This is a genomic window from Marinobacter nauticus, assembly GCF_003634635.1.
Classification (GTDB): domain Bacteria; phylum Pseudomonadota; class Gammaproteobacteria; order Pseudomonadales; family Oleiphilaceae; genus Marinobacter; species Marinobacter nauticus.
Genome location: NZ_RBJB01000003.1, coordinates 319979 through 343483, shown reverse-complemented (window position 1 = coordinate 343483; position 23505 = coordinate 319979). Strand labels below are relative to the sequence as shown.

The following is a 23505-nucleotide window of genomic DNA, read 5'->3' as shown; positions in this document are numbered from 1 at the left end:
TGCTGGCCCCGCGTTAGCCTGAGAGCTGGCGGGGCCGGCAAAAAGCCACTTGGCGATCAGAGCCCGTAAGAACGCGAAATGGTGTCTATCTCACCGCTTTCCTGCATGGCCTGGTAAGCCGTATTAAGGGCTTTGATCAAGTCGGGATCAGAGTCCTTGTTAACGGCCAGGTACATCGGGGTTTCGCGGAAAACCAGAACTGCCTCCAGGCCGGTCACGTCGGAGGCATCGGCGGCCAGGTAGGGGCCTGCCAGGCCATCGGCCACCCATAGATCGATCTGATCCTGTTCCAGCCGCTTGGCATTCAGTCCATTGTTGGTGATGGCGGAAACGTCGAATCCTTTGTCTTCCAGGTATCCCGTCATCACATCGCCCTTGTAGCCACCGATACGGTAATCACGGGCATCCTCAAGATCGTCCAGTTTTATGCTGGAGCCGGGCTTGGCAAACAGGGTCCACTTGATGCTGGAGAGTGGTCCCACCCATTCAAAGAAGGGCTCCCGTTCGTCTGTCTTGGATACGCAGTAGATACCGTGGTCTTCGTGCCGTTGGGCGCGGTTCATGCCATAGCTGAGGTCACGCAGTTTGATGCTGTAGTCGACCTTGGCATTCTCAAGAACAGCTTTGAGCACATCGGTGCAGAGGCCGGTGATTTCGGATTCTGAATGGGCAAAGGGCTGACCGTTAGTGGTCATGTTATAAGGAGGATACTGTTCGGTGTAAACGCGCAATTGCTCGGAAGCAGTGGCACAGCCGGCCAGAACCAGCATGGCGGCGAGAAGTCCGAGTTTCCCTTTCATGAGGATGCTCCGTTTTCGGTTCAGAATTTGGGAGTTCACTATGGTATTCAACCGGTGTTCAATGAGGCAGCTCGGATTGTTCTTCTTTACAATGGCGCGCCACTCTGTTTTAAGGATTTGTAATGAAGATGCCCGTTGTCACAGTAACGCTGGTTTCTGCCGCATTGCTCTACGTATTGTGGGACCAGACCAGGGGAACCCCGGCTCCGGCCAGTGCAGAGCGTTTCAGTAACTTGGCGACCAGCCCTGCAAGCCGGGGGGAGGTACTTGATTTTGTGGTCAGCCGGGTTCCCGTTTTTTGCAGCGAGGCGACGGGACGGGATAGCGGGGAGACATTCAACGATTGTGTGCAGCTAGCAAACAGTCGATCCTCATCCTGCCGGCGAACGATGGTCGGCCAGTTTCCGGATAACGTGATGTCGGAAGCGGTATTCCGGGATCTGTCGATTACCATGATCAATTGCCTGGTGCCTCAATCCGGGGTGGTGCAACCCTGAAGTAACGACAAGACAAGGAAACGTCCATTGGAAGCATTACTCTTTCTCGTTATCGGAGCTGGCGTGCTGCTGGTGCCTGTGGGCTCACTTCTGGGCTTTCTGGCGTTCCGGCAAAGAGACCGTCACGCCTCCCGGGTCGAGGATCTGGCTCGGGAAGTCGCCGAACTCCGGGCAGAGGTTTCCAGGCTTCGCGATACCGGGGTTTCTCTGCTGGATCCGGTGACGCCGGCCACCCCTGATGTGGCGGCGGATGTCGGGTTCGTACGGGAGCCAGCAAGTTCAGTGGCAGAAACGACAGACTCAGAGACATCTCGGGAGCCGGTCGCGGAAGACACAGCAATTGCCGTTCCCGTGAGTCGGTCGGATGCTCTGGTATCCCGTGGCGTGGCGGCATTCAAAGCCAACTGGATGGTCTGGATTGGCGCGCTGAGTGTCAGTCTTGCCGGGATCTTTATGGTGAGCCATTCGATTTCCGCCGGGCTTATCGGACCAGTGCATCAGTTGCTGATGGCGTTGTTGACCGGGTTGGGGTTGCACGCAGGCGCGGAATATCTTCGTCGGCGTCACATGGGGTCGGATCAGGTCTTTGCAGCACTGGCCGGAGGTGGCAGTGTCACACTCTATGCAGCCTTTTTGGCGGGCGTTCATCATTATGGATTGATCGGGCCCGTACCGGCGCTTTTCGCGCTGGCACTGGTTTCCGTCGCGACCATGTTTCTGGCGCTTGTGCATGGCCCATTGCTGGCCATTATGGGGCTATCGGGTGCTTATCTGGTGCCGCTGCTGGTCGGGGGTGAGGGAGGAAGTGCCGTCTTTGTGCTGAGTTACAGCGTTGTGATCACCGTCAGCTCCCTGCTGTTGATGCAGTATGTCTACCGTCCCTGGCTTTGGTTTGGCACCCTGGCCGGCGCCGGACTCTGGTGGCTTCTGGTTGCCGTTAGTGGACGCCACGGCCTGGCGGTGTCCTGTTATCTTCCCGTGCTTTTCCTGTTGTTTTCGGTCTTGCCCGGAGATGGCCTGCTTCCCCTGCAGCGTCGAAGAGACGCCTTGCTGGCAACATTGTTGGCCTGGGGAGCGTCTATTGCCTGGCAATCGACGGGTGATCCCGCTTTTCTGGCGTGGCTATGGATGCTACCGGTCGCCGTATTGTTGCCCCAAAGCCGGCAGCGACTGTGGTTTTTGCCCTGGGCCGCGGTGTTGGCCACGTTTGCCGGCTGGCTTGTCTATTCTGCCGATCTGAGTCAGGACGTTCTGTTCAGGCCGTTGGGACAGAGTTTCCATCAGCCCTTCATCACCTATCTGATTCTTGCCTCTGTGCTGGTGGTATTGAGCGTCCTCTGGCAGTGGCGGACGCAGCTGGAGCTGAGGCGGTGGGCGTCGCTGGCGATGCTGGCGCCCGTTATCTGGCTGTTACTGGGTTGGTTGCTTGTTCAGGGCGGGCAGGCTGCAGGCAACTGGGCGTTGGTCGCGCTCCTGGCGGCGGCGGTCTATGGTGTCGTTGCCTGGCGCTTGGAGCACTCGCCAGGTTATCGCGTTGGCCTGGTCTGGGCGATACTGGCTGCCCACGCGTGCTATTCCATGGCGGTTGCCATGTGGTTGCAGGAAGCGTCAATGACATTGGCACTGGCCACTCAGTTCGTCAGCCTGGTCTGGCTTGGACGCCGATACCAGGCGCCCGAGCTGTTCCTGATTCTCAAGGTTTTACTGGCCATTGTGGTGGCGAGACTGACCTTCAATCCATGGTTGCAGAGCTACGATGCGGGTGGGCATTGGTCCCTTTGGACATACGGAGGGGCCACGCTGTTTGCCGGCGCTGCTACCTGGCTGGCCAGAAAGGAGGTGATTCGGCCCTGGCTGGAAGCTGTGACCTTGCATCTGCTGGTTCTGTTCCTGGGCGTGGAGCTTCGTTACTGGCTATACAATGGTGATATTTTTGCGCGGGAATATGGCGTCACCGAGGCGTCAATCAATACCGTGCTCTGGGGCGCTTTGAGCATCGTCTACGTTTTCCGGTCCAGGGTCGCGGGAACGCTGGGGTGGCTTTACCGGTTGCTGGCGAGGGCACTGACGGTGATCGCTGTTCTGAGTTATCTCGTTGTTGCCGTGGTGCACAACCCCTGGTGGACCGACGGCACTATTGGCAGTACTCCGGTATTCAATCTGCTGTTGCTGGCGTATGGCGCGCCGGTCCTTCTGGCTCTGGCCAGCGCTCGATACTCCGATCTTGTGCCCGTTCGCTGGTCTCTTTGTACGGCTGCAGTGGCTTTCGGGGTGTTCACTTTGCTCGAAATCCGGCATCTGTGGCAGGGCAGTGCGATGACTCTGTCCAGTGGAATGGGGGAGGGCGAGCTCTATACCTACTCGGTGATTGGTATGCTCTACTCGATTGCCGCGATCCTTTGGTCCACACGTAACCAGAGCGAACTGCTGCACAAGGCAGGAATGATTCTGCTTGGTCTGGTCATCGGCAAGATCTTTCTGGTGGATATGGCCGGGCTGCAGGGACTGTGGCGGGTTGCTGCCTTTATGGGGCTGGGGCTGGCGCTGCTTGGCCTGGCGTGGATGTACCGGCGAACCTCCGGCTCCGGGAAGGCGTCAGAATCCTGAGACCGTTGATCGGGATTTTGGCGTTGCCCATGACCGGTGTTCGCTATACAGTTAACAAACACTCACTTAATTCTGGCAGTAGATGAGGAAATCCAGGTGACAGAACTCGTAACTTACGAACTGAACGACGGCATTGCCACCATTACCGTGAACAATGGCAAGGCTAATGCTCTGAGCCATGAGGTATTTGACGCGCTGAATGCCGCGCTGGACCAGGCAGAGCAGGATAAGGCCATTGTCATTCTCACGGGCCAGCCGGGGATGTTTTCCGGCGGCTATGATCTCAAGGAAATGCAGAAAGGCCCGAAAGAGGCCATGGCGCTGGTTAAGGTGGGCTCTACGTTTACCCGTCGTCTGGCTGCATTTCCGCTGCCGGTTATTGCCGCCTGCAGTGGCCACGCCATCGCCAAGGGCGCGTTCGTTCTGCTTTCAGTGGATTATCGAATCGGGGTAGAGGGTGGCTTCAAGCTGGGCCTGAATGAAGTGGCCATTGGTATGACCATGCACCATGCGGGCATTGAGATTGCGCGCCATCGTATGCCGGCCCCTTACTTCTACCGCTCGGTGGTAAACGCTGAGATCTTTAACCCGGAAACGGCTATCGCGGCCGGCTTCCTGGATGAAATTGTGGCGCCGGAACAGTTGGCGGAGCGCGCCACAGAGGTGGCAACGCAAATGAAGCAACTGAACATGCGCGCCCATAAGCAAACCAAGCTCAAAACCAAGGCCGCTTATCTGGAGAAGCTGGACTGGTGCATTGAGCAGGATGCAGCCCACTTCGACGTACTGGGCTGATCCCTGCCGGGGCCACCTGTCTGGTGGCTCCTGTCGCTTCAGTTGGTTTCCCGGTAGTTCACCAGATCGTAACGCTTCTGGTAACTGCCGTTTTCTCCCGCACACAGCAATCCCGCCTGGACCGGGCAGCCCTGATCGTCAAGCATCAAGGTGCCGATATTGCGGTCACTGGTCAGGAAGAAGTCGCTGTCTTCCGGCCGCAGGTAACTTTCCTGGTTTTTGCCCAGTAACTCGCCGATCCTGTTGATGGCCCTCAAGCCGATATTCTCACCCATGGGTACGTTGTTGCAGGCGCTGCTGCAGATCTGCCAGAGAACGGGCCCCAGGCTGGTTTGACGCCTTCGGGCAAAGGCGTAGTGAACGTCGCCAGAGAAAACCACCACATGCTCAACGCCGGGTAGCTGGCAGCAGGACGCTTTCAGAGCCTCGAGCGATGCCGTGTCAGCGCTCCAGGGTTCCCGGTCCAGGGTGCGTTTGAACATGGGAAAATTCAGCTGCAGGTATTCGATGTGACTGAACCCGTAGGTGGGGGTCGGTGAGATCACAATCAGCGTGCGACACTGATGAAACCCGGAGAGTCGCTGGCCCAGTTGCTGGATCTGCTGATCAGACATCAGGCCAAGGGAGTGTTTGCCTCGCTTGCTGAATTCCCGGTGCGTGCGGGTATCCAGCACCGCCACCGGCGGTGTCTGTTCCAGTTCGTAGCCCCAGTACCGCTCAAGCAACCAGTCCCATTCTTTGTGGTCGGCTGGCGTATCCTGTTCGAGAAGCGTTTTGAGTTTTGCCACTTCGGACTTCACCAGAGAGGGCTGATTGCCCCAGTGCTGGCAGAGGAAGTAAGTCTGCAGAGCGTTGATCAGCACGTACCGGCCAATGGGCGTGGTGCTCAGTTGCCGGGCGTTCTGTTTCGAGATGTTCCAGTCGTCGGTTACTTCATGGTCATCAAAGATCATGTAGGTCACCGTGTTGGCGAGCAGTTGGCGGACCTCCGAACGGGCCAGATGTGCAAAGCCAGACAGATTACGGTGGTCTTCTGCGTGTTGTCTCTCCGTGTAGACATATTGCACCGGCGGGTTCCGGCCATCCCGGGTATTGGCAGGCTGTTTGGCAAGCCGTGGCTTGAGTTCGTCGTGGCCCGCGAAGTCGAGGCCAAACTGGTGTCCGGCGCCTGAGAAGGCAAACAGGTACATGCTCAGATATTCGGCACGGGTCAGCAGGTGAGAGCTTTTGGCGCTGGAGCTGAATCCGTAGGGGCTTCGGGTTACCCAGTGCCGGTCATCCAGTTTCGACAGCCGGTGCAGGTCTTTGCCCGCCGGCAGGTTTTTCAGATCATCGGCCAGTCCAAGGTGTTTCTGCAGTTTGCCCAGATAATCCAGCAGCAAGGGTGACACGTCGTCGGCGTAGATCTGGTCGCCGGTCAGAAACAGCTGGCTTGGCCGGCTCTCCTTGCGCAGATTCTCCGCCAGCAAACGGGCGCCCCGGGCGAGTTGGTCCGGCTTTTTGTCTTGCCCCGGGGAGTGAGGGCGCCGGCAGGATGCCTGAATGAAATGCCGATGCTCCCGGGGCAGGTAAACACTGGGCAGCTTGTCCGTGCCAGGGCAAAGTGTCGCGAGCAGCTGGCTGTCTCCAAACGGCTCGCCATCCAGTACTATTTCGTAGAAGAGCTCATTGGTTTGGTGATAAGGCTCGGCGTTGTCGAGGGGAAGGTCCGTCGACAGCATGCAGATATAGCAGTTATCGCCTGCTGGTATGAACTCGGCGTCGCAGTCTCTGGTAACTGGTGATGCTCTGGCATCATCCAGATAGGTATTCAGTTGAATGCTCTCGGGACGCTGGTCTAATACCAGCCATAGGTTGAGCACGGTGCGATTGGAGTGGCGTACGATAGGGCCGCAGATGATCATGGGAAACTCCTTTCCGGTATGTGAATCCTTTCGGGGGTAATGCCCGCTTTGTTGTTGTCATTAAAACGTGCAGTATATCTGATCAAATTAACCGCAGGGATCGCAAACGCAGTGTTTATGCCGCCTGTGATCGCATGTCCTTGCCTTGCTAACAAAGTTATCCACAGAAAGTGTGGGTAAACACACAAAGGAATGACCGTTTCATGACCGATAAACCTGCAAAAGCTGTTTCTGCTTCAGCTATTGAAAAGCATGTGTATAAAGTATTCCCGAACGATATGAACTCCCACAATACGGTGTTCGGGGGCATGATCATGGCGAAGTGTGACCGCCTGGCACTGGTGGTCGCGGAGCGGCACTCGGCCCATGTCTGTGTGACGGCGGCGGTGGATTCCATTCATTTTCGTGCTCCCGCCAAAGGCAATGACACCTTGTTGTTCAATCTGTCGCTGAACCGTAGTTGGGGCTCCTCCATGGAGATCGGTGCGAAGGTGGAGGCCGAGAACAGCTATACCGGCGAGACTCGCCATATTCTGTCCGCCTTCTTTACCTTTGTGGCACTCGATGAACACGGCAAGCCGGTGGATGTGCCCCAGGTAATCCCGGAAACCGAGGACCAGAAGCGCCGTTATGCCAAGGCACAGATACGCCGTGAAGGGCGTTTGCGCACCCGGGATGAATTGTCAAAGGCGAGTGGCTGAGGGCTATCGCATATTACCGCCAGTCGTGGTATACCAGCGCCCGTGATGACTAACTATTCTGGAACCGGATGTCATGCCTAAAGCAAGTGAAATCAAAAAGAATCAGGCCGTTGAATACGAAGGCCGCGTCTATTTCGTGAAGGATATCGAGCGCTCCGTGCCCCAGGGCCGTGCCGGAGGCAGCCTTTACCGGATGCGCATGTACGATGTGGTCACCAACCAGAAACTGGATGAGACCTTCAAGGACTCGGACATGCTCAATCTGGCCGACCTGGTGCGCCGGGAAGCGACCTTCTCCTACGCTGATGGTGATGAGTATGTGTTCATGGATACAGAAGACTTTACTCAGTACATGCTCAACCGCAGTGCCATTGAGGATGAGTTGCTGTTCATTACCGAGGACACCCAAGGGGTAATGGTGATTCTGGTCAGCGAAAACCCGGTGGCCATTGACCTGCCGCCGACGGTGGAACTGACCATTGAGGAAACCGACCCGTCCATCAAGGGTGGCTCGGCAACCGCCAGAACCAAACCCGCCCGCCTGACCACAGGCCTGGTGGTACAGGTTCCTGAGCACATTTCCACGGGTGACCGAATTCGCGTGAACGTGGAAGAGCGCAAATTCCTCAGCCGCGCCTGATGATATGGCAAGAGGTCAGCCGATTGAGCTGACCTCTTGTGCGCTGAGATGGCGGTAGCTGCCTGGCTCTAGCCCATCCACAGTCAGTCCGCCCATGCTTTCCCTGTGCAATGAGGTCACCCGGTTGCCCACGGCGCGAAACATGCGTTTCACCTGATGATAGCGGCCCTCGTAGATCGTCAGCCGTACTTCCCGCTCCCCCAATGGCTCCAGCGACGCGGGCGAGGTTCTGAGTTGTTCGTACTCAAACCAGATGCCTTCCCTGAACCGATCCTCTGTCTCCGGTGAGATGGCGTAAGCCGTGGTTACCCGGTACACCTTGGGGATTTTGACCGCCGGTTCGGTCAGCCGTCGGCTCCAGACTCCGTCACTGCTGAGGATCAATAGTCCGGTGCTTGCCCTGTCCAGTCGCCCTGCAATGTGCACATGCGGCCGAAGCGATGGGTCAATCAGTTCCATAACGGTGGGGTGCTGGTCATCGCGGGTGGCGCTCAGATAGCCCGATGGTTTGTTCAGCATCAGGTAATACGCAGGGGCCGCGCTCTGGATGATTCGCTGGTCAACGCACACTTCACGAAACCGCTGGATGTCCAGGTCCGGGTCATGGCAGCGCTCGCCATCAACCTGAACACGGCCGGCGGCGAGCAGGGCCTTGGCCTGTCGGCGGCTAATACCGTTCTGATTGGTGAGTATCCGTAAGAGTTTCATGTTGTGCCCGACAAAAAAGGAGCTCCGAAGAGCTCCTGGTGTGCTGTCTGATTTACCGTCAGTTATCGGCTGTGTCGCCCTCCCAGCGGGCAATCTTCTCACGGTCCTGATCGGACACCACGTCTGATTCCAGTGATGCCCGCTGCTCTGGTGCAACCAGGCCCTGGGCAGCCATATCCCCGGTTCTGCGCGCTTCCTGCTCCTGGCGGATATAGTCGAGCCGCTGTTCGCGGTCGGCCTGCTTTTCGTTCTTTATTTCGTCATTGCGGCGACGGAACTGGTCTTCCAGGTCGCCAACCACGCTGTTGATGAATCCATCGCATGGCGACAGGGACAGCAGATACCTCGGCTGCTCCAGGTTTTGCTGGCCAGAGACTGCAAACGTTGAGCTGACCGCTTCGGTTGCCAGAGCGAAGTAGGTGGCGTCGAAACTGAATACATCCTGTTCACTGGACGCACTGTGACGGTCGGCGCCGCGGTAATGAGTTGCCCGCATCACCGTGCCTTCACAGTGCATATCGAACAGGTTGGACTTAAAGAAGATCTCGGCCCAGAACAGATGGCAGATTCTGGACAGTGTCCGGCCGAAGCCGAGCAATAGCAAGCTGGCAAGCAGGATGGCGGCGGTGGCACCCGCGGGGACGAACAGCAGGTTCAATGCCTGGTCGACATCGAGTCGGGTAGCGCGAAGCTGATCCAGAGCGTAAACATGGTCCATCACGCGATCGGCACCCAGCCAGAGCAGCAGGGCACCCGCCAACAGGAGTACCTGGCCAGCGATGGTTCCGCTTGCCCGGGCCCAGCGCAGGGATTTCGGTTCTTCGCGGTCTTCGACAACAGGCTGTATTTCGACCAGAAGGTCGCCGTTGAACTGCTCATTCTCCCGGTTGGCATCACCGGTGTCGTTGCTGTCCAGATATACCCGGTTCGGCAGCTCCTGCTGACGTTTTTGCATCAACACGAGGTCGCGCAGCGTCGTGAAAATCTGGCGTGGGTGCAGATCGAATCGCCAGCTGTTGTTGAGTTCAGAGCTGCTGGTTGCGATGGGCACCATGCCAATGCGTGCTTTGATCAGAACCACCGCAATGGCCGCTGTCGCCAGAGCACAGACGATAGTCAGGGTCAGCAGGGACCCGGTACGGAAAACCGGTTCAAGCAGGGGCATCAGGCCGGCCAAATCCTGGCGGGCACTGACGTGCAGACTGTCCCAGAAGCCAAGCCAGCCCTGGGCAGTCAGGATGGGCACTGCGATGGCACCAATGATCACCAGCGCCAGTCCCTTGCTGGTGGTCTGGCTCAGGCTGGTCATGTTACTGCGGGACAGCGGGTTGCCGAGTTTGACCCACAACAGCCCCAGGTACACCAGCAATGACGCTTGCAGGATCAGTGAGATAACCGTGCTGCCAACATCCGCACCTTCGGTGCCTGAGAACACCATGGTGACCACCAGGCTGGCCACCAGAAAGGCGGCGATGGCCACGAAACTCTTGGTCAGTTTCATGGCCAGATTCTGAGCGACGTTGCGAATTGGCCAGGGCGTGACAATCAGGTTGGGAAAGACCGAGTGAACCGCCCGGGCGAACCAGCCGGTGGGCTCGATAAAGGTCGGGTTGCTCTTGCTCATGAGCATGTTGTGGAGCATTTTAGAGTTATACAGGGTCGGCTCGCGTTCGTTCACGGCTTCACGGGCAACGTTTTTGGTCAGTGAGGCCGGCGCGGCGCGGCCCACGAAGAAACGCATGACCTGGAACAGGCCTCCGCCCAGCGCCTTCAACCCGCCCGTTACAAACAGGCCGCCGATCAACAGGTTAACCCAGGCTCTGGGTTTGTCGGTACCAAGCAGAGGTTGAATCTGAAGCAGGAGATAGACGCCAATCGCCAGCAGAATTGCACCACGAATGGACCGGACCAGCCCTTCGAACCGGAATGGATTCCGGATGTTGAGTTTTTGAGCTCCGTACTCAAATGCCATGCTTTGTTCCTTTACATGAGTAAGAGAGGGTATAGAGAGGCGCAGAGTTTAGCTTGAAAACTGTGAACAATTACCGGCAATTACAAAAAGAAATGTAAAACCGAGTAAACTTTTTCGTGGTTGGCAGGCCGGCTTTTAGAAGGCCCGGACTTTTTTCATCAGCGCAGGCCATCCAATTGGCAGTTGTTCTTCCAATGCCTTGAGGACTGAGTCGGGTATCTGCCAGGGATTAAGCGCCCGATTACAGCCATAGATAACCCAGTTGTTGGTTTTGCTTTTGAAGGTGAGCAGACACGGGAACTGGCGTTTCAGCTCGCGCAGCAGGTTACCGTCCGGCTCCGGCATGCGGTGATAGTTAAGAACGAGCCAGCCGTCAGGTTGGAGTGCCCGGGCACAGGCCTTGATGAACCGGCGTTGCGCTTGAAGGGGCGACATCCGGTCTGCGCTGTATAGATCCGTGACAATCATGGCGGTACTGGCCACTGGAAGCGTTTCCAGCGTGTGCCAGGCATCGGCGACGGTGACATGAAGGCGCTCATGTTGCGGGAACGAGAACCAGTCCCGTGCGGTCTCGAACACCTTTTGACGCAACTCCACCACATGAACCTGACTGTCGGGTAACAGGCGGTGTATGCCGTGGGCGACGACGCCTGCGCCCAAACCAAGCACAGTGATGTGGTCGGGCCTGGCGAAAGCAATTGGCAGCAGCATGGCGCGGCTGTATTCGTGGACGGGAACATGGGGTGCCCGGCGCAAAATTTTGCTTTGCTCAAACACGGAATCAAAACTGAGAATCCGGTGCTTGCGATCATCAATCACCAGAATATTGCCGTAGCGGTCGTTGGCGACATGCACGATATCGCCCTTGATATCGGGCCGTTTGATGATGGTGCCCATCAGTTGGCGGCGTAGCGCTGGTGCAGGATACCTACACGTTCCACGTAGGCTTTGGTTTCCGCGTAAGGCGGAATGCCCCTGTAGCGGCCAACGGCGCCGGGGCCGGCGTTATAGGCGGCGGTCGCCAGGCGAGTGTCGCCATTAAAGCGTTTTAGCATTTTGGCCAGATAGTCGACACCGCCGCGGATGTTTTCGCTGGCCTCCAGTGGGTCTTTTACGCCCAGTTCCTGTGCCGTCCCCGGCATCAGCTGCATCAGTCCTTGGGCACCGACCGGTGAAATGGCCTTGGGGTTGAAGGCAGACTCGGCATGGATAACGGCTCGCACCAGGGCCGGGTCAACATTGAATTCAGCTGCCGCGGTCTGGATTTCACTGCGATAGGGGCTCAGGAACAATGGCGTTTTGTGCCAGTCTACGCTGGATTCCGGGTCACAGGCGTAGCAGTGGAAGCGGATAACATCGAAGTCGGCGTTGCCCGGGCGCTGGCTGCTGAAGGCCACGACACCGTGTTCGTCGGTGTAACGATACACGGTTTCACTCTTGGTGGAGGCTCGTGGCTGGCTTTTGCTTTTCACATTGGTGAATTCCACCCGTCCGTCCGGATGCACGATGCGTTTGATGCTGTCGGCATGGGCCGTAGCTGTCGCGAGAAGGAGTCCGGTGACAAGGGCAATGGTGACTCTGGTTGTCAGGGATGTACCGCTGAAATTCATCAAGAACCCGAAGCTTTGTTTCTGAATGACACACCACGTCTATTATCGCGGTAGATGGCCGTTCAAGTGTAGGAGTTTCGTGCCTTCATGATACCGATTGTTCATAGGGTCACGAACTGGCGGTTGTCTTCAGGCATTGTCGGTGAGAGGCAGGGATTGGGCCTTTAAAGACAATAACCATAGGATAGTCAGGCAAACTATGCATCTGGATCAATTTCTTTGTGATTCCGCTTCGGTCCACGACTGTTTGGGCTAAACTGCAGAGAACGCTGACGATAAGGAGCTTTTATGCCGTTCTCTCCGAACCACCTTGCTGAGCTGAACCTGTTGCTGCAGTTTCCGTCCGCCTCTACCCAGGAGGGCATCAAGGTGCACGCTCACAGTGCGGCGCCGGAAACGCTGCGCGCGGCGGAATCCCTGTTTGCCAAGGGGCTGATAAGCCAGAAGGATGGTGGTTACCTGACGCCGCTTGGTTGCGAAGCGGTGGAGTTTACCCAGAAGCTTCAGACAATGCTCACCGCCCCATAGGGTGACTGTGGCTCTGTAATGGCAAGGCTGTACCTGTTCCCGGCCTGATTGGCCGGGTATAGTCGAGGCTCTTTTTCCAGCCTCTGCCAGGACTTATGCCACCGATCTATTACTCCTTTTTTGTGCCCGCCCTGTTTGTCTGGTTGTGGAGTACCGGGTTCATAGGCGCCAAGTATGGTCTGCCTTATGCGGAACCCTTTACCCTGCTGCTGATCCGTATGCTGCTGACGCTGGTGCCGTTGGCTATTCTCGCCTTGGCCATGAAATCCCGTTGGCCGGGCTGGCGTGGGGCCGGGCATCTGGCGATTACCGGGTTGTTGGTGCAGGGAACCTATCTGGGCGGGGTGTTCTATGCCATCGATCAGGGCATGCCCTCGGGCCTGGTCTCACTGATTGTTGGTTTGCAACCGCTGGTAACAGCGCTGGCAGCCGTTCTGATTCTGCGGGAGTCGGTTGCTGGCAGGCAGTGGCTGGGGCTGGTCATGGGGCTGGCCGGAGTGGCGTTGGTGCTGGCGGAAAAGTTGGGCAGCGGTGCCAATGGCGGTAGTTTTTCACCGGTCACCATTCTGTGGGCAGGCTTGTCGTTGATCGGCATTTCCCTGGGTACGGTCTATCAGAAGCGCTTCGGAACCGGAGTGGACCTGATATCTGGCACCATGATTCAGTACACAGCGGCTGCAGCGTTCTTCGCGATTGGTGCTTTTATGCTGGAGACACGGCACATCGAATGGACAGTGCAATTCAGTCTGGCGCTGGGATGGCTGGTGTTCGGGCTGTCGGTAAGTGCCATTCTGATTTTGATGTGGCTTATTCGTCGTGGTGCGGCTTCGCAGGTGGCCAGTCTGTTTTATCTGGTGCCACCGGTAACGGCTCTGGAAGCCTTTATTCTGTTCAATGAGCGGTTGGGGCCGTTGGCCATTGCCGGGGGAGTGGTGGCGGTAGCCGGGGTGGCCCTCGTGGTTACTGGAGGGCCACGACCGTTAAATCGCTGATGCTATACCTTTGGCCCCTTACCGCGCAGGGCGTTAACGACCAGCGACACCACCAGAAGCACCAGAAAGACGAAAAACAGTATCTTCGCGAAGCCGGCTGCTGTGCCTGCAATACCGCCAAAACCCAGAATACCTGCGATCACTGCAATTACGAGACAAACAATAGCCCAATAGAGCATTTCGTGTCCTCCTTTCAAGGGTTGCTCTGTAACCGTGGCACAGGGCTTCCAGTTACGCAATTTTTAGCGGGTTTTGTGGAGGGATGGTAACGGCCCCGTCATTTGGCCATCGCCGCAATAGAGTTCTTTTCAGTCCGTTTTTCGGGTTGGAAACACCGAGGTGGAGAGTGTTGGCTGACAGCCAACGACACCTCGTGCCTGCTCGTGGGCATGCAGGTACCAACGCTGGCCGCCTTCCGGAAACGTGGTGCTGTCCACCTGAAACTCTGCGGTGCCCACGGTTGCAGGAATCGGAGTGCCATCGGCATGGCGGTAGACACAGCTGGTACCGAGGGTTACAGGCCGGGCAACGGGCAGCTCAATAAAGCCGTCGCTGCGCACGGTCGGCGCTTCTCCATTGATGTCGGTAATCTTCAGGCAGGGGCCAAAATGAATACGATCCTGGTCGCCGACGGGTTCCTCCAGGCAGTGTGTGGCCTTGAGAAAAACAACATTACGGTTGGCCCCTTCCTTTGTTTCTGGAAGGTTCTGGCAACCGGTCAACGTCACCGTCAATGCTGTGATGCCGGCGGCAATCAGATGTTTCATCGGGATCTCCTGCTTGTGCCAGTAATGTGTAAAGAATAAGGGCCACTTGAGTGCCTTCAGGCTTTCAGGCAATAGCGTCGTTCCGGGCGCCCAACGCTACCATAGTTTACTTCGGCGCAAAGCTCACCGGTGCCGACCAGGAATTCCAGATAGCGTCGGGCCGTTGTCCGGGAGGCTCCGATCTCGGCCCCCATTTCTTCCGCGCTCCAGTGCCCACCTGTGGCAACTACCCCTCTGATTTTGTCCAGCGTAAGGCTGTCGACACCTTTCGGCAGCCGTTCAGGCACGGAGGGTTCAGTGTCGGTGGTGGCTCTGGGTAACAGTGCATCGACCTCTTTCTGGGCGAGCTTGTTCAGTGCCAGTAGCTTGTCCAGATGCTCCCGGTAGCGGTTAATGGCTTCCTGCAGGCGCTCGAACACCAGAGGTTTCAGAATATAGTCGAATACGCCCCCACGAAGGGCGCTACGCAGTGTTTCTACCTCTTTGGCTGCGGTAATCAGAATGACGTCTGACCGACGGTCACGGGCTCTCAATTCCCGGAGCAGGTCCAAACCATTGCCGTCGGGAAAGTAGACATCCAGGAGGATCAGTTCAGGCTCTAGTACGTCGATCAGATCCCTGGCATCGGCCAGGGTATGGGCTATGCCACAAAGTTCCACCTGTTCAACACGCTCAACAAACCGGCGTTGAATCTCGGCGATCTTCGGATCGTCTTCAACAATAAGCAGTCGGATCGTGGTCACGGATGTCCTCCCGCCATTGGCGTTTTCGGTAAGTAGAGCGTAAAACGACTGCCACCTTGGGACAGGTTTTCAACCGTCACCGAGCCTCCCCAGCGATCGAGAAACTGCTGAACCAGGTGCAGGCCGATCCCGTGTTTCTCACCTTTGGTGCTGAAGCCACGCTCGAAAATCCGGGCCCGATCCGGCCCGGGAACTCCGGGGCCCTCGTCTTCAACCTCGAAAATCAGCTCGTGCCCCAGGTCGGTCATCGACAGTGATACCCGGCCACCGTTGCCTGCCTTGTGGAGCGTGGCTTCAAGCGCATTGTCAATCAGGTTGCCGAGAACGCTGACCAACTGATCCCTGGGCAGCTCCGCAGGGAGGTCGGCCATCTGGCTGCCAGGGTCTATTTCCAGACGCAGGCCCATTTCCTTCGCCCTATTGTACTTTCCGAGCAGACAACCAGCGATAATCGGGTCTGGCACGGCTTCCAGCAGAAGATGCAGCAGCGCCTGATGGTCGCTCACCTCGCTGCCAATCAGATTAAGCGCCTCTTCAGTCGCGCCAATCTGTATCAGTCCGGCGATGGTGTGAAGTTTGTTTGAGTATTCATGGGTCTGGCTGCGAAGGGTATCGGCATACTGCTGTATTCGCGTGAGTTGTCTACTCACCTGATCAAGCTCATCTCGCCGGCGAAAGCTGGCTACCACGCCGATGATCTGCTCACCCTGGCGAACTGGCAGGCGATTGACCACCATTTGTCGTCCTCTTAACCATACTTCACGGTCGAAGTCTGGTTGTCCGGTTTGCAATACCGACATCAGGCTGCTTTCCGGCAGAATGTCCAGAATGGGCTTGCCTGCGAGAGGTTCGTTCTCAGGCAGTTCCAGTGTCTCATAGGCTGCCCGGTTGGCGGTGGTTATTATCCCGTCCCGATTGACCGCAATAATGCCTTCACGAACGGATTGCAGGGTAGCGTCACGCTCCTGGAACAACCGGGCGATTTCCTCTGGTTCAAGGCCGAAGATGGCACGCTTGAATCGGCCGGCGATGATGATGGCTGAGAACACTGTGAACAAAAGCATTAGGCCGACAACACCATAGAGAACAAAATTATATCGACGTATGGTGTTCTCAACCTGCTCGAGACTGTAACCCACCGATACGATCCCGATGATCTTGCCCGTTTCCGGAGTGGATACCGGAGCCTTTCCGCGCATGGACGCCCCAAGGCTGCCTTTGGCGCGAGCGACATACGCCTGGCCGTGTTGCAGAGCCTGTTGGCCGTAATCACCATCGTCGTCACCCATCGAATAGCCAATCCGGGTCGGGTCCGGATGCGCCAGACGGATTGCCCGGTGATCGCCAATGACAATAAACAGAGCTTCATTGGTTTCGGTAAGCCGACGGGCCAGTTGATTGAGCGCAGGGATGTTTCTGGTGCGGACGCCCTCGATAACAGCCGGTGTGGCGGCAACGGTTTTGGCGACCATCAGAGCGCGCTCGCCAATTTCCTCATACAGTGACTCACTGAGGTAATAGCCGGCAAAACTGCCAATCAGCACCGTTTGCAAGGTGCCGAGCAATCCCAGGGTCAGGATCATTCGGGTTTTCAGTTTGGTTTTTCTTAACACGGATAGAGCACGGCTTTTTGTCGTTTGCTTTTCAGGGTAATCCATCCTCGCGGCCACCGCCCGTGATCTTTATGCACAGAATGCAGAAAAAAGCCTTTAAAGGCGTTACGCCCACAAGCTTCTGTGTCTCGGGTTTCACCTATTAGTCTGCCCTTAATCGCCTCACCGGAGAGCTCTTCCTCATTTGTTCCGGTGACCTGGCGATCATGACAAAAACAACTGAGTAAGGTGACCACAATGATGTTCAAACGATTCCTCTCTTTGGTGGCGGCGGCCGCCGTCAGTACCTCGGCAATGGCTTGGCAACCTTCTGGCAAGGTTGAGTGTCTGGCACCGGCGGATCCCGGAGGCGGTTGGGACTTTACCTGCCGGAGCGTAGGCAATGTGCTGCAGGACCTCAGCCTGGTTGATGGAACAGTGCAGACCGTCAATATGGCCGGCGCTGGCGGAGGCGTTGCCTACGCTCATACCGTGAGCAAACGCGCAGGTGATAACAAGCTGCTGGTGGCGGCCTCCACGGCAACGACAACGCGCCTGGCCCAGGGCCAGTTTCCTGGCATGAATGCCGATATGGTCACCTGGGTGGGCGCACTGGGTGCCGACTACGGGATTATCGCGGTAAGCAAGAATTCCAGGTATCAGAACCTCAAAGAACTGATGGATGCCGTGAAGGCCAATCCCAAGTCCGTCAAGTTTGCCGGTGGCAGCGCACGGGGTGGCTGGGACCACCTGAAGGTGCTGATTGCCGCAAAAGCGGCGGGTGCGGAAAAACTCCCATCGATTCCCTATCTGTCCTACAACAATGGCGGTGAAGCCATGACTCAGGTTGTGGGTGGCCAGGTGGATGCGTTTACCGGTGATCTGTCTGAGGCGACAGGGTTCATGGAGTCCGGAGATTTGCGAGTGATCGCTGTTCTGGCCGATGAACGTTTGCCAGGCAAATTCAGTGATCTGCCCACAGCGAGAGAGCAGGGCATTGATGCGGTAGGGCCAAACTGGCGGGGCTTTTACATGCCTAAAGACGCGGATGAAGCCGCCAAGCAGTATTGGGTAGATGCGGTCGACACCCTGTACGCCAGCGAAGAATGGAAACAGGTGATGGCCCGTAACGGATTGATTCCGTTTCACCCTCCTGCCAGCGCGTTTGACGAATTCGTGCGCAACCAGGTGCAGGACATTGAAGCACTCTCTCGTGAAATCGGGTTACTCAAATGACGGGCTTCGGTGATCGTATTCTCGGCCTGGGTCTTCTGGTCCTGGCAGTGGCTTATGGCTGGGCTGCGCAGCAGTGGCCGGAACCCTTTGGTGGCGCTGAGGGGGTCGGCCCAGAGACCTTTCCTACCATCTTGTCGGTGGTTCTGGTGGCCGGAAGTCTGTATCTGATGATCAAACCTGACCCGGATGCCCGGTGGCCGGTTGGTAAATCGGCACTGGAACTTCTGGTCTCGGTGTTGGTTCTGGTGGTGTATGCCTTGTTGCTGGAGCCGCTGGGATTCGTCATCGCGACAACCTTGGCGGTCGGAACGCTCAGCTGGCGCATGGGAGCAGCGCCTAAACGGGCCTTTCTTACCGGTTTAGGCAGCGCCGTCGTGGTGTTCGTCCTGTTCAATTATGGGTTGTCGTTGAGCTTGCCGGCTGGCCTGCTGGAGGTGCACTGATGGAAACCCTTGGCTTTCTGATGGAGGGGTTTGCCGTAGCGCTGACTCCGTATAACCTGATGTTCGCTCTGTTTGGCGCATTTGTCGGCACCCTGATTGGTTGTCTTCCAGGACTGGGGCCGGCCAATGGTGTGGCGATTCTTATACCACTGGCGTTTACGCTGGGACTTCCGCCCGAAACCGCCATGATTCTGTTGACCGCAGTCTATGCAGGCGCCATGTACGGCGGGCGAATCTCCTCCATTCTGCTCAACATACCGGGCGATGAACCGGCGATGATGACCTGCCTGGATGGCTACCCGATGGCCCGTAAAGGGAGGGCCGCTGATGCCTTGGCGGTTTCTGCCATCGCGTCTTTCTCGGGTGGTCTGATCGGGACCATCGGGTTGATCATGCTGGCGCCCGTGCTGGCCAGGTTTGCCCTTACCTTCGGCCCTGCCGAGTACTTTGCGCTGTTTCTGCTGGCGTTTGCCACATTGGGCGGGATCACCGGCAAGAACCCCATGAAGACGGTTATTGCGGCGGCATTGGGGATCATGATTTCCACGGTGGGTATCGATATTTCCACGGGAACCCAGCGCTATACCTTCGGTGTGCTTGAACTCTATGAAGGTATCGATTTCATTCTGGCCATTGTGGGTCTGTTTGCCATCTCCGAGTTGTTGTTTTTCGTGGAGCATCGCATGGGGGAAGGGCGAGAGAAAATGCAGGTTGGCAAGCTCAGCCTGAGCCTGAAGGAGTTGGTAACGACCATACCAACACAGCTTCGCGGCGGGATTCTCGGCTTTATTTCCGGTGTGCTGCCGGGGGCGGGTGCTTCTCTGGGGAGTTTTATCAGCTACACCCTGGAAAAACAGGTGGTCGGCAAAAAAGGCCGTTTTGGTGAAGGTGACATCCGGGGCGTTGTTGCGCCCGAGGCCGGTAACAACGGGGCATCCTCTGGTGCCCTGGTCCCCATGCTGACATTGGGTGTGCCGGGCAGCGGCACGACCGCTGTCCTGCTGGCGATGCTGATTTCGCTGAACATCACACCGGGCCCGCTGATGTTTACCCAGAATGCCGACATTGTGTGGGGCGTTATTGCCGCGCTGCTGATTGGCAACGTCCTCCTGCTGGTGTTGAACATTCCGCTGGTGGGATTCTTCGTAAGGTTGTTGTCTGTGCCGCCGATGTATCTGCTGCCAATTGTCACGATGGTCGCGTTTGTCGGGATCTACTCGATCAGCCACAGCACCTTCGATCTGTATTTCATGATTGCCTTCGGTATTGCCGGCTATTTTCTGCGCAAACTTGAGATTCCTCTGGTTCCCATCATTCTGGGCCTGTTGCTGGGGCCGGAAATGGAGAAAAACCTGGGACATGCTCTGGTCCTGTCGGACGGCGACTGGAGCATTCTTTGGGGGAGTCCTCTCGCCATCGGGTTATGGACTGTCGCCGGCCTTGGCCTGGTACTGCCTTATCTCGTGGGGCCACTACTTCGCCGCAGAATGAATGCGGCGATCAAAGAGTCCCCTGTCAGCGACTAACCATATCTTTAAGGCTTTTCTGACGAGCTGCCTTTGTCAGTCTTTGCACCGGGCTTTGCCCGGTGTTTTTTTATGACCGCAAGAAGCTAGTCCGTGCGTGCCGTGGGACGATTATCAGCTCTGGGTGTAAGTGACTGTCCGCCCTCAGAATCTGCACGCAGTGCCTGCAGCAAACGGCGGTCACGATCATACACATCGTTCCGGAACTGGAGAACGCCGGCCGGATCAATCCAGGTGGTCCAGTATTGCAGGTACACAGGCACCGGTTCCGATAGCACCACGGTTGCCGGTTCGGCGGTTGCCAGAGTCTGCTCAATTCGCTTTTTGTTCCATCCGTTGGTGTTGGCCAGCAATCGTTCGGCCAGCTCAACGGGGCGTTCCAGACGGATGCAGCCGGAGCTCAGGGTTCGCTCCAGCCGACTGAACAACGATTGCGCCGGTGTGTCGTGGAGGTAGATGTCGTACTGGTTCGGGAACATGAATTTGACCTGGCCCAGCGCATTCTGGGGGCCGGGTTGCTGAATCAGCTGGTAGGGAAAGTTGTTCTTCGAGAGTTCCGTCCAGTCGATTTCTGCTGGATCGACCTCGCTCTGGTTTGCGCCCCAGCCCCTGAAAACCTTGAAGCCCAGGCGCTCCAGATACTCAGGATCTGACCGTATGATCGGTAGCTGGTCTTCGATCATCAGCTTCCGGGGTACCGTCCAGGTCGGACTGAACACCAGGTAGCGAATGCGATCGCTGAATACTGGCGTCTGCCGGTATGGCCTGCCAACAATTACCCGTTGGCGATGGACCTGCTCGCCGCTCTCTACGAGCACCAGCTCAAAACCGGCGATGTTAACGACGACATAGGTTTCTCCCAGGGATTCCGGTAACCACCGCCACCGTTCCAGGTTGGCGTCAAGGCGGTATATCCGTTCCAGGGGCAACAGGTTCAGTGCTGTCAGGGTGTCCCGGCCGACGATTCCATCTGGTTCCAGACCGTGTCGGGCCTGGAATAACGGGATCGCAGTGGCCAGGGCGTCGTCGTAGTGTTGGTGATTCGAGGCTTCTGGCGAGTCGCCGGAGAGGTCGCCCAACAGTGCCAGGCGGCGACGAATGTCGGGTATGCGGTTGTCGGTATCGCCTGGTCGGATACTTGGTCCCGAAACGATAGCCGGCCAGTCTGCGCTGATCAGCTCACCCAGCGCTTTACGTCGTTGTACCAGTTGATGGTAGGCCGCAGAGCGGGGTTTCAGATCCTGCAGGGTGGTGTAGACGGTGCCGCTGGCCAGGGCTTCGGCCAAGACCGACTGCATCTCCCTTTGCTGGCGGTTGGCGGTCCATTCCGCATGGATGGTTGTGGGGTTGACCTTGCCGTGGTGCAGGTGGGACGCCAGTAGCAGGAAGGCATCCGAGAGTACAAGGTCAAGGTCGGTCTGTAATTCCTCGGCACTGTCATTCAGGTCTTTCAGGGCGAGTGCTGCAAGGGTGTCGTAGTGGTAGTCGCCGGGGCTGAGGCCGTCACCGACCACTGCCCGGATGGCTTCGAGTAATTCCCTGCGATTGCTCGGGTCCTCCCAGGCCAGCGTGTACCCTCTGGCTTCGTAGAATCGCGTCAGTGCTTCCTTGGCATATAGCCGGGATTCCAGCACCGATACCGGGTAACCAGCCTGCAGGGCTTCAATGCGGTTGATCAGTCCATCATTGCCCTGGGCCCTGGCCGGAACCGCAAACACCAGAGCCAGGAGAAGCCAGTACAGGGTGAGTGGGTAACGAGCTTCCTGCATTCTGCGCCTCCATTGCGGTGTACGATCAAAGGCTGTCCCTGTGGTGTCCGTAATGCCTGGGCAGTCTATCTGACGGCAGTATAACCTGATCGTTCAATCCCGGTAGGGGCAAATCGCGGTTGGCTTCTGCCGCCCGAGACTGCGGGCGGCAATGGCTGGGGCTTAGCCGGCGCGCCCAAACATACGTTCAAGGAAACCCAGTTCCCTGACATCGGGCACAGGCAGTTCATCCACCTGTTCCATGGCCTGGCGCCAGAAAGCCTCAGGGGTGTCCAGGTGCTCCACGGTCTTACGTTCTTCCGGGCTGTAATGATTGTGTTCCCCGGTCATGCCGGCGTCGGCCAGGGACTCTGTCCACAGGTAGATCGCCGAGCGGATGGTGCGCAGCAGGCGGCAGTAAACTTCACGGCTGAGATTGATCGCCAGTTCCGCCTTGAGGTTGATTTGCTTTTGCACATGGGCCATGTCGTCTTTGTCCAGCAACGCCCGATGACCATTGCCTTTCTTGCAGTTCAGGCACACCTGCTCCAGGGACTTGATGCCCTCCGGAAGGTCCAGGTGACCGTATTCCGCGGTCTGGCGCTCATCCACCGGCGCTGGAATCCAGCCGTACTGGGGTGATTTTGCAACAATGTGACCGGGCAGGTCGCGTCGGTAGGGCGGGGCCTTGTCCTTGTCGATGTAGCCATCAAATTCTTCCCGCAACCAGGCCGCCATTTTCCGGTGGCGTAGCATGGTGGCGAGCGTAATGGCCGAGGGTACGATGTCCGTTAGCAGGTCGCTGGCGTCCTGGGTACGTTCCTGAAGATGATCCACGGATGTTGACATGGTCTGCGCTCCATTCGGGCCGGTTTATGGGCCCTGATCTTTTTGTTGTTGTCTGGTTCTCCTGTGTCGGCATCAGGAGTAACCTGTGGTTAAAAAGTAGTCAGTCTCGGGTGTTCGCACTGTTGTAAAAAAGTTATGCCTTTGTAACGACAGGTAAGCATGAGGAGGGACACCTTATGAACAAAGACGGACAGGATCTGAGTGATATGCGACGGGCCATGGTCCGGTGCCAGCTGGTGACTCGGGGTATTTCCGATGGACGGGTGCTGGAGGCCATGGAGCGTGTGCCCAGAGAGCAGTTTGTTCCCGAACATCTGCGCTTCGAGGCTTATGAGGACCACCCGGTACCCATTGGCCAGGGTCAGACCATTTCTCAGCCTTACATCGTTGCCCTGATGGCAGAAGCTCTGTGTCTCAAGGGCCGCGAGCGAGTGCTCGATATTGGCACCGGTTCGGGCTACGCCGCCGCCGTCCTGGCCAGTCTCGCTCTGGAAGTTTTTTCCATTGAGCGTATTCCGGAACTGGCGGCCCAGGCGCGCAAAAATCTGGACCGAACAGGCTTCACCCAGGTGCATGTGAAATGCGCAGACGGTACGTTAGGCTGGCCAGAGGCAGCACCATTTGATGGCATCTGCGTGGCTGCCGGAGCCCCTGCGGTGCCAGCGGCCCTCAAGCAACAACTGGCGGTCGGCGGGCGGCTGGTGATTCCGGTGGGCACAGAGGGCGGCCTTCAGCAACTGCTCTGCATCACCCGGCTGTCGGATTCCGAGTATGAGCAGGCGAGCTACGGCGATGTACGCTTTGTCCCGCTGCTGGGTGAGGAAGGCTGGCCTTAAGCCTTCCCTGG

At 57.4% G+C, this 23505-nt stretch carries 23 protein-coding genes; 11 read left to right on the top strand and 12 right to left on the bottom strand.

Translation table 11 applies throughout. The annotated features are described in order from the left end of the window. Positions 1–56: 56 nt before the first annotated feature. On the bottom strand, positions 57–800 hold the full coding sequence (locus tag C7436_RS07455) for a substrate-binding periplasmic protein (protein WP_121207247.1): 744 nt from the start codon (positions 798–800) through the stop codon (positions 57–59). 122 nt (positions 801–922) lie between these two features. Here C7436_RS07455 and C7436_RS07450 point away from each other — a divergent pair, with 122 nt between their 5' ends. The 3 genes from C7436_RS07450 (at position 923) to C7436_RS07440 (ending at position 4699) form a co-directional block, all read left to right on the top strand. Next, entirely contained in the window at positions 923–1297 is a 375-nt protein-coding gene (locus tag C7436_RS07450; RefSeq protein ID WP_121207245.1) for a hypothetical protein, read from the top strand. A gap of 27 nt (positions 1298–1324) precedes the next feature. Beyond that, entirely contained in the window at positions 1325–3904 is a 2580-nt protein-coding gene (locus tag C7436_RS07445) for a DUF2339 domain-containing protein (protein WP_121207244.1), read from the top strand. 96 nt (positions 3905–4000) lie between these two features. Further along, a complete protein-coding gene (locus C7436_RS07440; RefSeq protein ID WP_211329861.1) occupies positions 4001–4699 on the top strand; it encodes a crotonase/enoyl-CoA hydratase family protein in 699 nt (232 codons plus the stop codon). A gap of 38 nt (positions 4700–4737) precedes the next feature. Here the strand turns inward: C7436_RS07440 and C7436_RS07435 are convergent, their stop codons facing one another. Beyond that, entirely contained in the window at positions 4738–6603 is a 1866-nt protein-coding gene (locus C7436_RS07435) for an alkaline phosphatase D family protein (RefSeq protein WP_121207240.1), read from the bottom strand. Positions 6604–6806: 203 nt separating this feature from the next. On the opposite strand from C7436_RS07435, the gene C7436_RS07430 reads away from it, so the two are divergent. Beyond that, complete coding sequence (locus tag C7436_RS07430) at positions 6807–7304, top strand: acyl-CoA thioesterase (protein ID WP_011786352.1); 498 nt, start codon at positions 6807–6809, stop codon at positions 7302–7304. A 73-nt stretch (positions 7305–7377) separates the two neighbouring features. Then, complete coding sequence (gene efpL, locus C7436_RS07425) at positions 7378–7944, top strand: elongation factor P-like protein EfpL (RefSeq protein ID WP_011786351.1); 567 nt, start codon at positions 7378–7380, stop codon at positions 7942–7944. Between the two features lie 15 nt (positions 7945–7959). Here the strand turns inward: efpL and C7436_RS07420 are convergent, their stop codons facing one another. From C7436_RS07420 to C7436_RS07405, 4 genes are all read right to left on the bottom strand, one after another. Beyond that, positions 7960–8652, bottom strand: a complete 693-nt coding sequence (locus C7436_RS07420) for a pseudouridine synthase (RefSeq protein WP_121207238.1) — start codon at positions 8650–8652, stop codon at positions 7960–7962. Between the two features lie 58 nt (positions 8653–8710). Next, positions 8711–10624, bottom strand: coding sequence for a hypothetical protein (locus C7436_RS07415; RefSeq protein WP_121207237.1), 1914 nt, complete (start codon positions 10622–10624; stop codon positions 8711–8713). Between the two features lie 135 nt (positions 10625–10759). Beyond that, the gene (locus C7436_RS07410) at positions 10760–11521 is read right to left on the bottom strand and encodes a spermidine synthase (RefSeq protein WP_121207235.1); all 762 of its coding nucleotides are present in this window, start codon (positions 11519–11521) and stop codon (positions 10760–10762) included. Then, positions 11521–12234 carry a lytic transglycosylase domain-containing protein gene (locus C7436_RS07405; protein WP_121207233.1) on the bottom strand — a complete coding sequence of 238 codons (714 nt, stop codon included), beginning with the start codon at positions 12232–12234 and terminating at the stop codon, positions 11521–11523. Before C7436_RS07405 ends, C7436_RS07410 begins: the two co-directional genes overlap by 1 nt. Before the next feature lie 288 nt (positions 12235–12522). On the opposite strand from C7436_RS07405, the gene C7436_RS07400 reads away from it, so the two are divergent. Together C7436_RS07400 and C7436_RS07395 are read left to right on the top strand one after the other, a co-directional pair. Further along, complete coding sequence (locus C7436_RS07400; RefSeq protein ID WP_011786345.1) at positions 12523–12762, top strand: TIGR02647 family protein; 240 nt, start codon at positions 12523–12525, stop codon at positions 12760–12762. Between the two features lie 95 nt (positions 12763–12857). After that, positions 12858–13754, top strand: coding sequence for a DMT family transporter (locus C7436_RS07395; RefSeq protein ID WP_121207231.1), 897 nt, complete (start codon positions 12858–12860; stop codon positions 13752–13754). Positions 13755–13756: 2 nt separating this feature from the next. Here the strand turns inward: C7436_RS07395 and C7436_RS07390 are convergent, their stop codons facing one another. From C7436_RS07390 to C7436_RS07375, 4 genes are all read right to left on the bottom strand, one after another. After that, on the bottom strand, positions 13757–13933 hold the full coding sequence (locus C7436_RS07390) for a DUF1328 domain-containing protein (protein WP_011786343.1): 177 nt from the start codon (positions 13931–13933) through the stop codon (positions 13757–13759). Between the two features lie 129 nt (positions 13934–14062). After that, positions 14063–14521, bottom strand: a complete 459-nt coding sequence (locus C7436_RS07385; protein WP_114434136.1) for a hypothetical protein — start codon at positions 14519–14521, stop codon at positions 14063–14065. Between the two features lie 56 nt (positions 14522–14577). Next, the gene (locus tag C7436_RS07380) at positions 14578–15264 is read right to left on the bottom strand and encodes a response regulator (protein WP_121207229.1); all 687 of its coding nucleotides are present in this window, start codon (positions 15262–15264) and stop codon (positions 14578–14580) included. After that, positions 15261–16847 (bottom strand): ATP-binding protein, encoded by a 1587-nt coding sequence (locus tag C7436_RS07375; protein ID WP_458367882.1) that lies wholly within the window; start codon positions 16845–16847, stop codon positions 15261–15263. The genes C7436_RS07380 and C7436_RS07375 overlap by 4 nt, the downstream gene beginning before the upstream one ends. A gap of 267 nt (positions 16848–17114) precedes the next feature. On the opposite strand from C7436_RS07375, the gene C7436_RS07370 reads away from it, so the two are divergent. From C7436_RS07370 to C7436_RS07360, 3 genes are read left to right on the top strand one after another with little or no spacing between them, the layout of a single operon-like run. Next, the gene (locus C7436_RS07370) at positions 17115–18092 is read left to right on the top strand and encodes a Bug family tripartite tricarboxylate transporter substrate binding protein (RefSeq protein ID WP_011786339.1); all 978 of its coding nucleotides are present in this window, start codon (positions 17115–17117) and stop codon (positions 18090–18092) included. After that, a complete protein-coding gene (locus C7436_RS07365; protein ID WP_011786338.1) occupies positions 18089–18535 on the top strand; it encodes a tripartite tricarboxylate transporter TctB family protein in 447 nt (148 codons plus the stop codon). The genes C7436_RS07370 and C7436_RS07365 overlap by 4 nt, the downstream gene beginning before the upstream one ends. After that, positions 18535–20061: a tripartite tricarboxylate transporter permease gene (locus C7436_RS07360; RefSeq protein WP_011786337.1), complete on the top strand. Its 1527-nt coding sequence runs from the start codon at positions 18535–18537 to the stop codon at positions 20059–20061. The genes C7436_RS07365 and C7436_RS07360 overlap by 1 nt, the downstream gene beginning before the upstream one ends. 86 nt (positions 20062–20147) lie before the next feature. Here C7436_RS07360 and C7436_RS07355 read toward each other — a convergent pair whose 3' ends face one another. Both C7436_RS07355 and C7436_RS07350 read right to left on the bottom strand, forming a co-directional pair. Next, positions 20148–21830, bottom strand: a complete 1683-nt coding sequence (locus C7436_RS07355) for a L,D-transpeptidase family protein (protein ID WP_121207225.1) — start codon at positions 21828–21830, stop codon at positions 20148–20150. 162 nt (positions 21831–21992) lie between these two features. Further along, a complete protein-coding gene (locus C7436_RS07350) occupies positions 21993–22658 on the bottom strand; it encodes an AbiTii domain-containing protein (RefSeq protein ID WP_121207224.1) in 666 nt (221 codons plus the stop codon). Positions 22659–22834: 176 nt separating this feature from the next. Here C7436_RS07350 and C7436_RS07345 point away from each other — a divergent pair, with 176 nt between their 5' ends. Further along, positions 22835–23494 (top strand): protein-L-isoaspartate(D-aspartate) O-methyltransferase, encoded by a 660-nt coding sequence (locus tag C7436_RS07345; protein WP_121207222.1) that lies wholly within the window; start codon positions 22835–22837, stop codon positions 23492–23494. Positions 23495–23505: the final 11 nt, after the last annotated feature.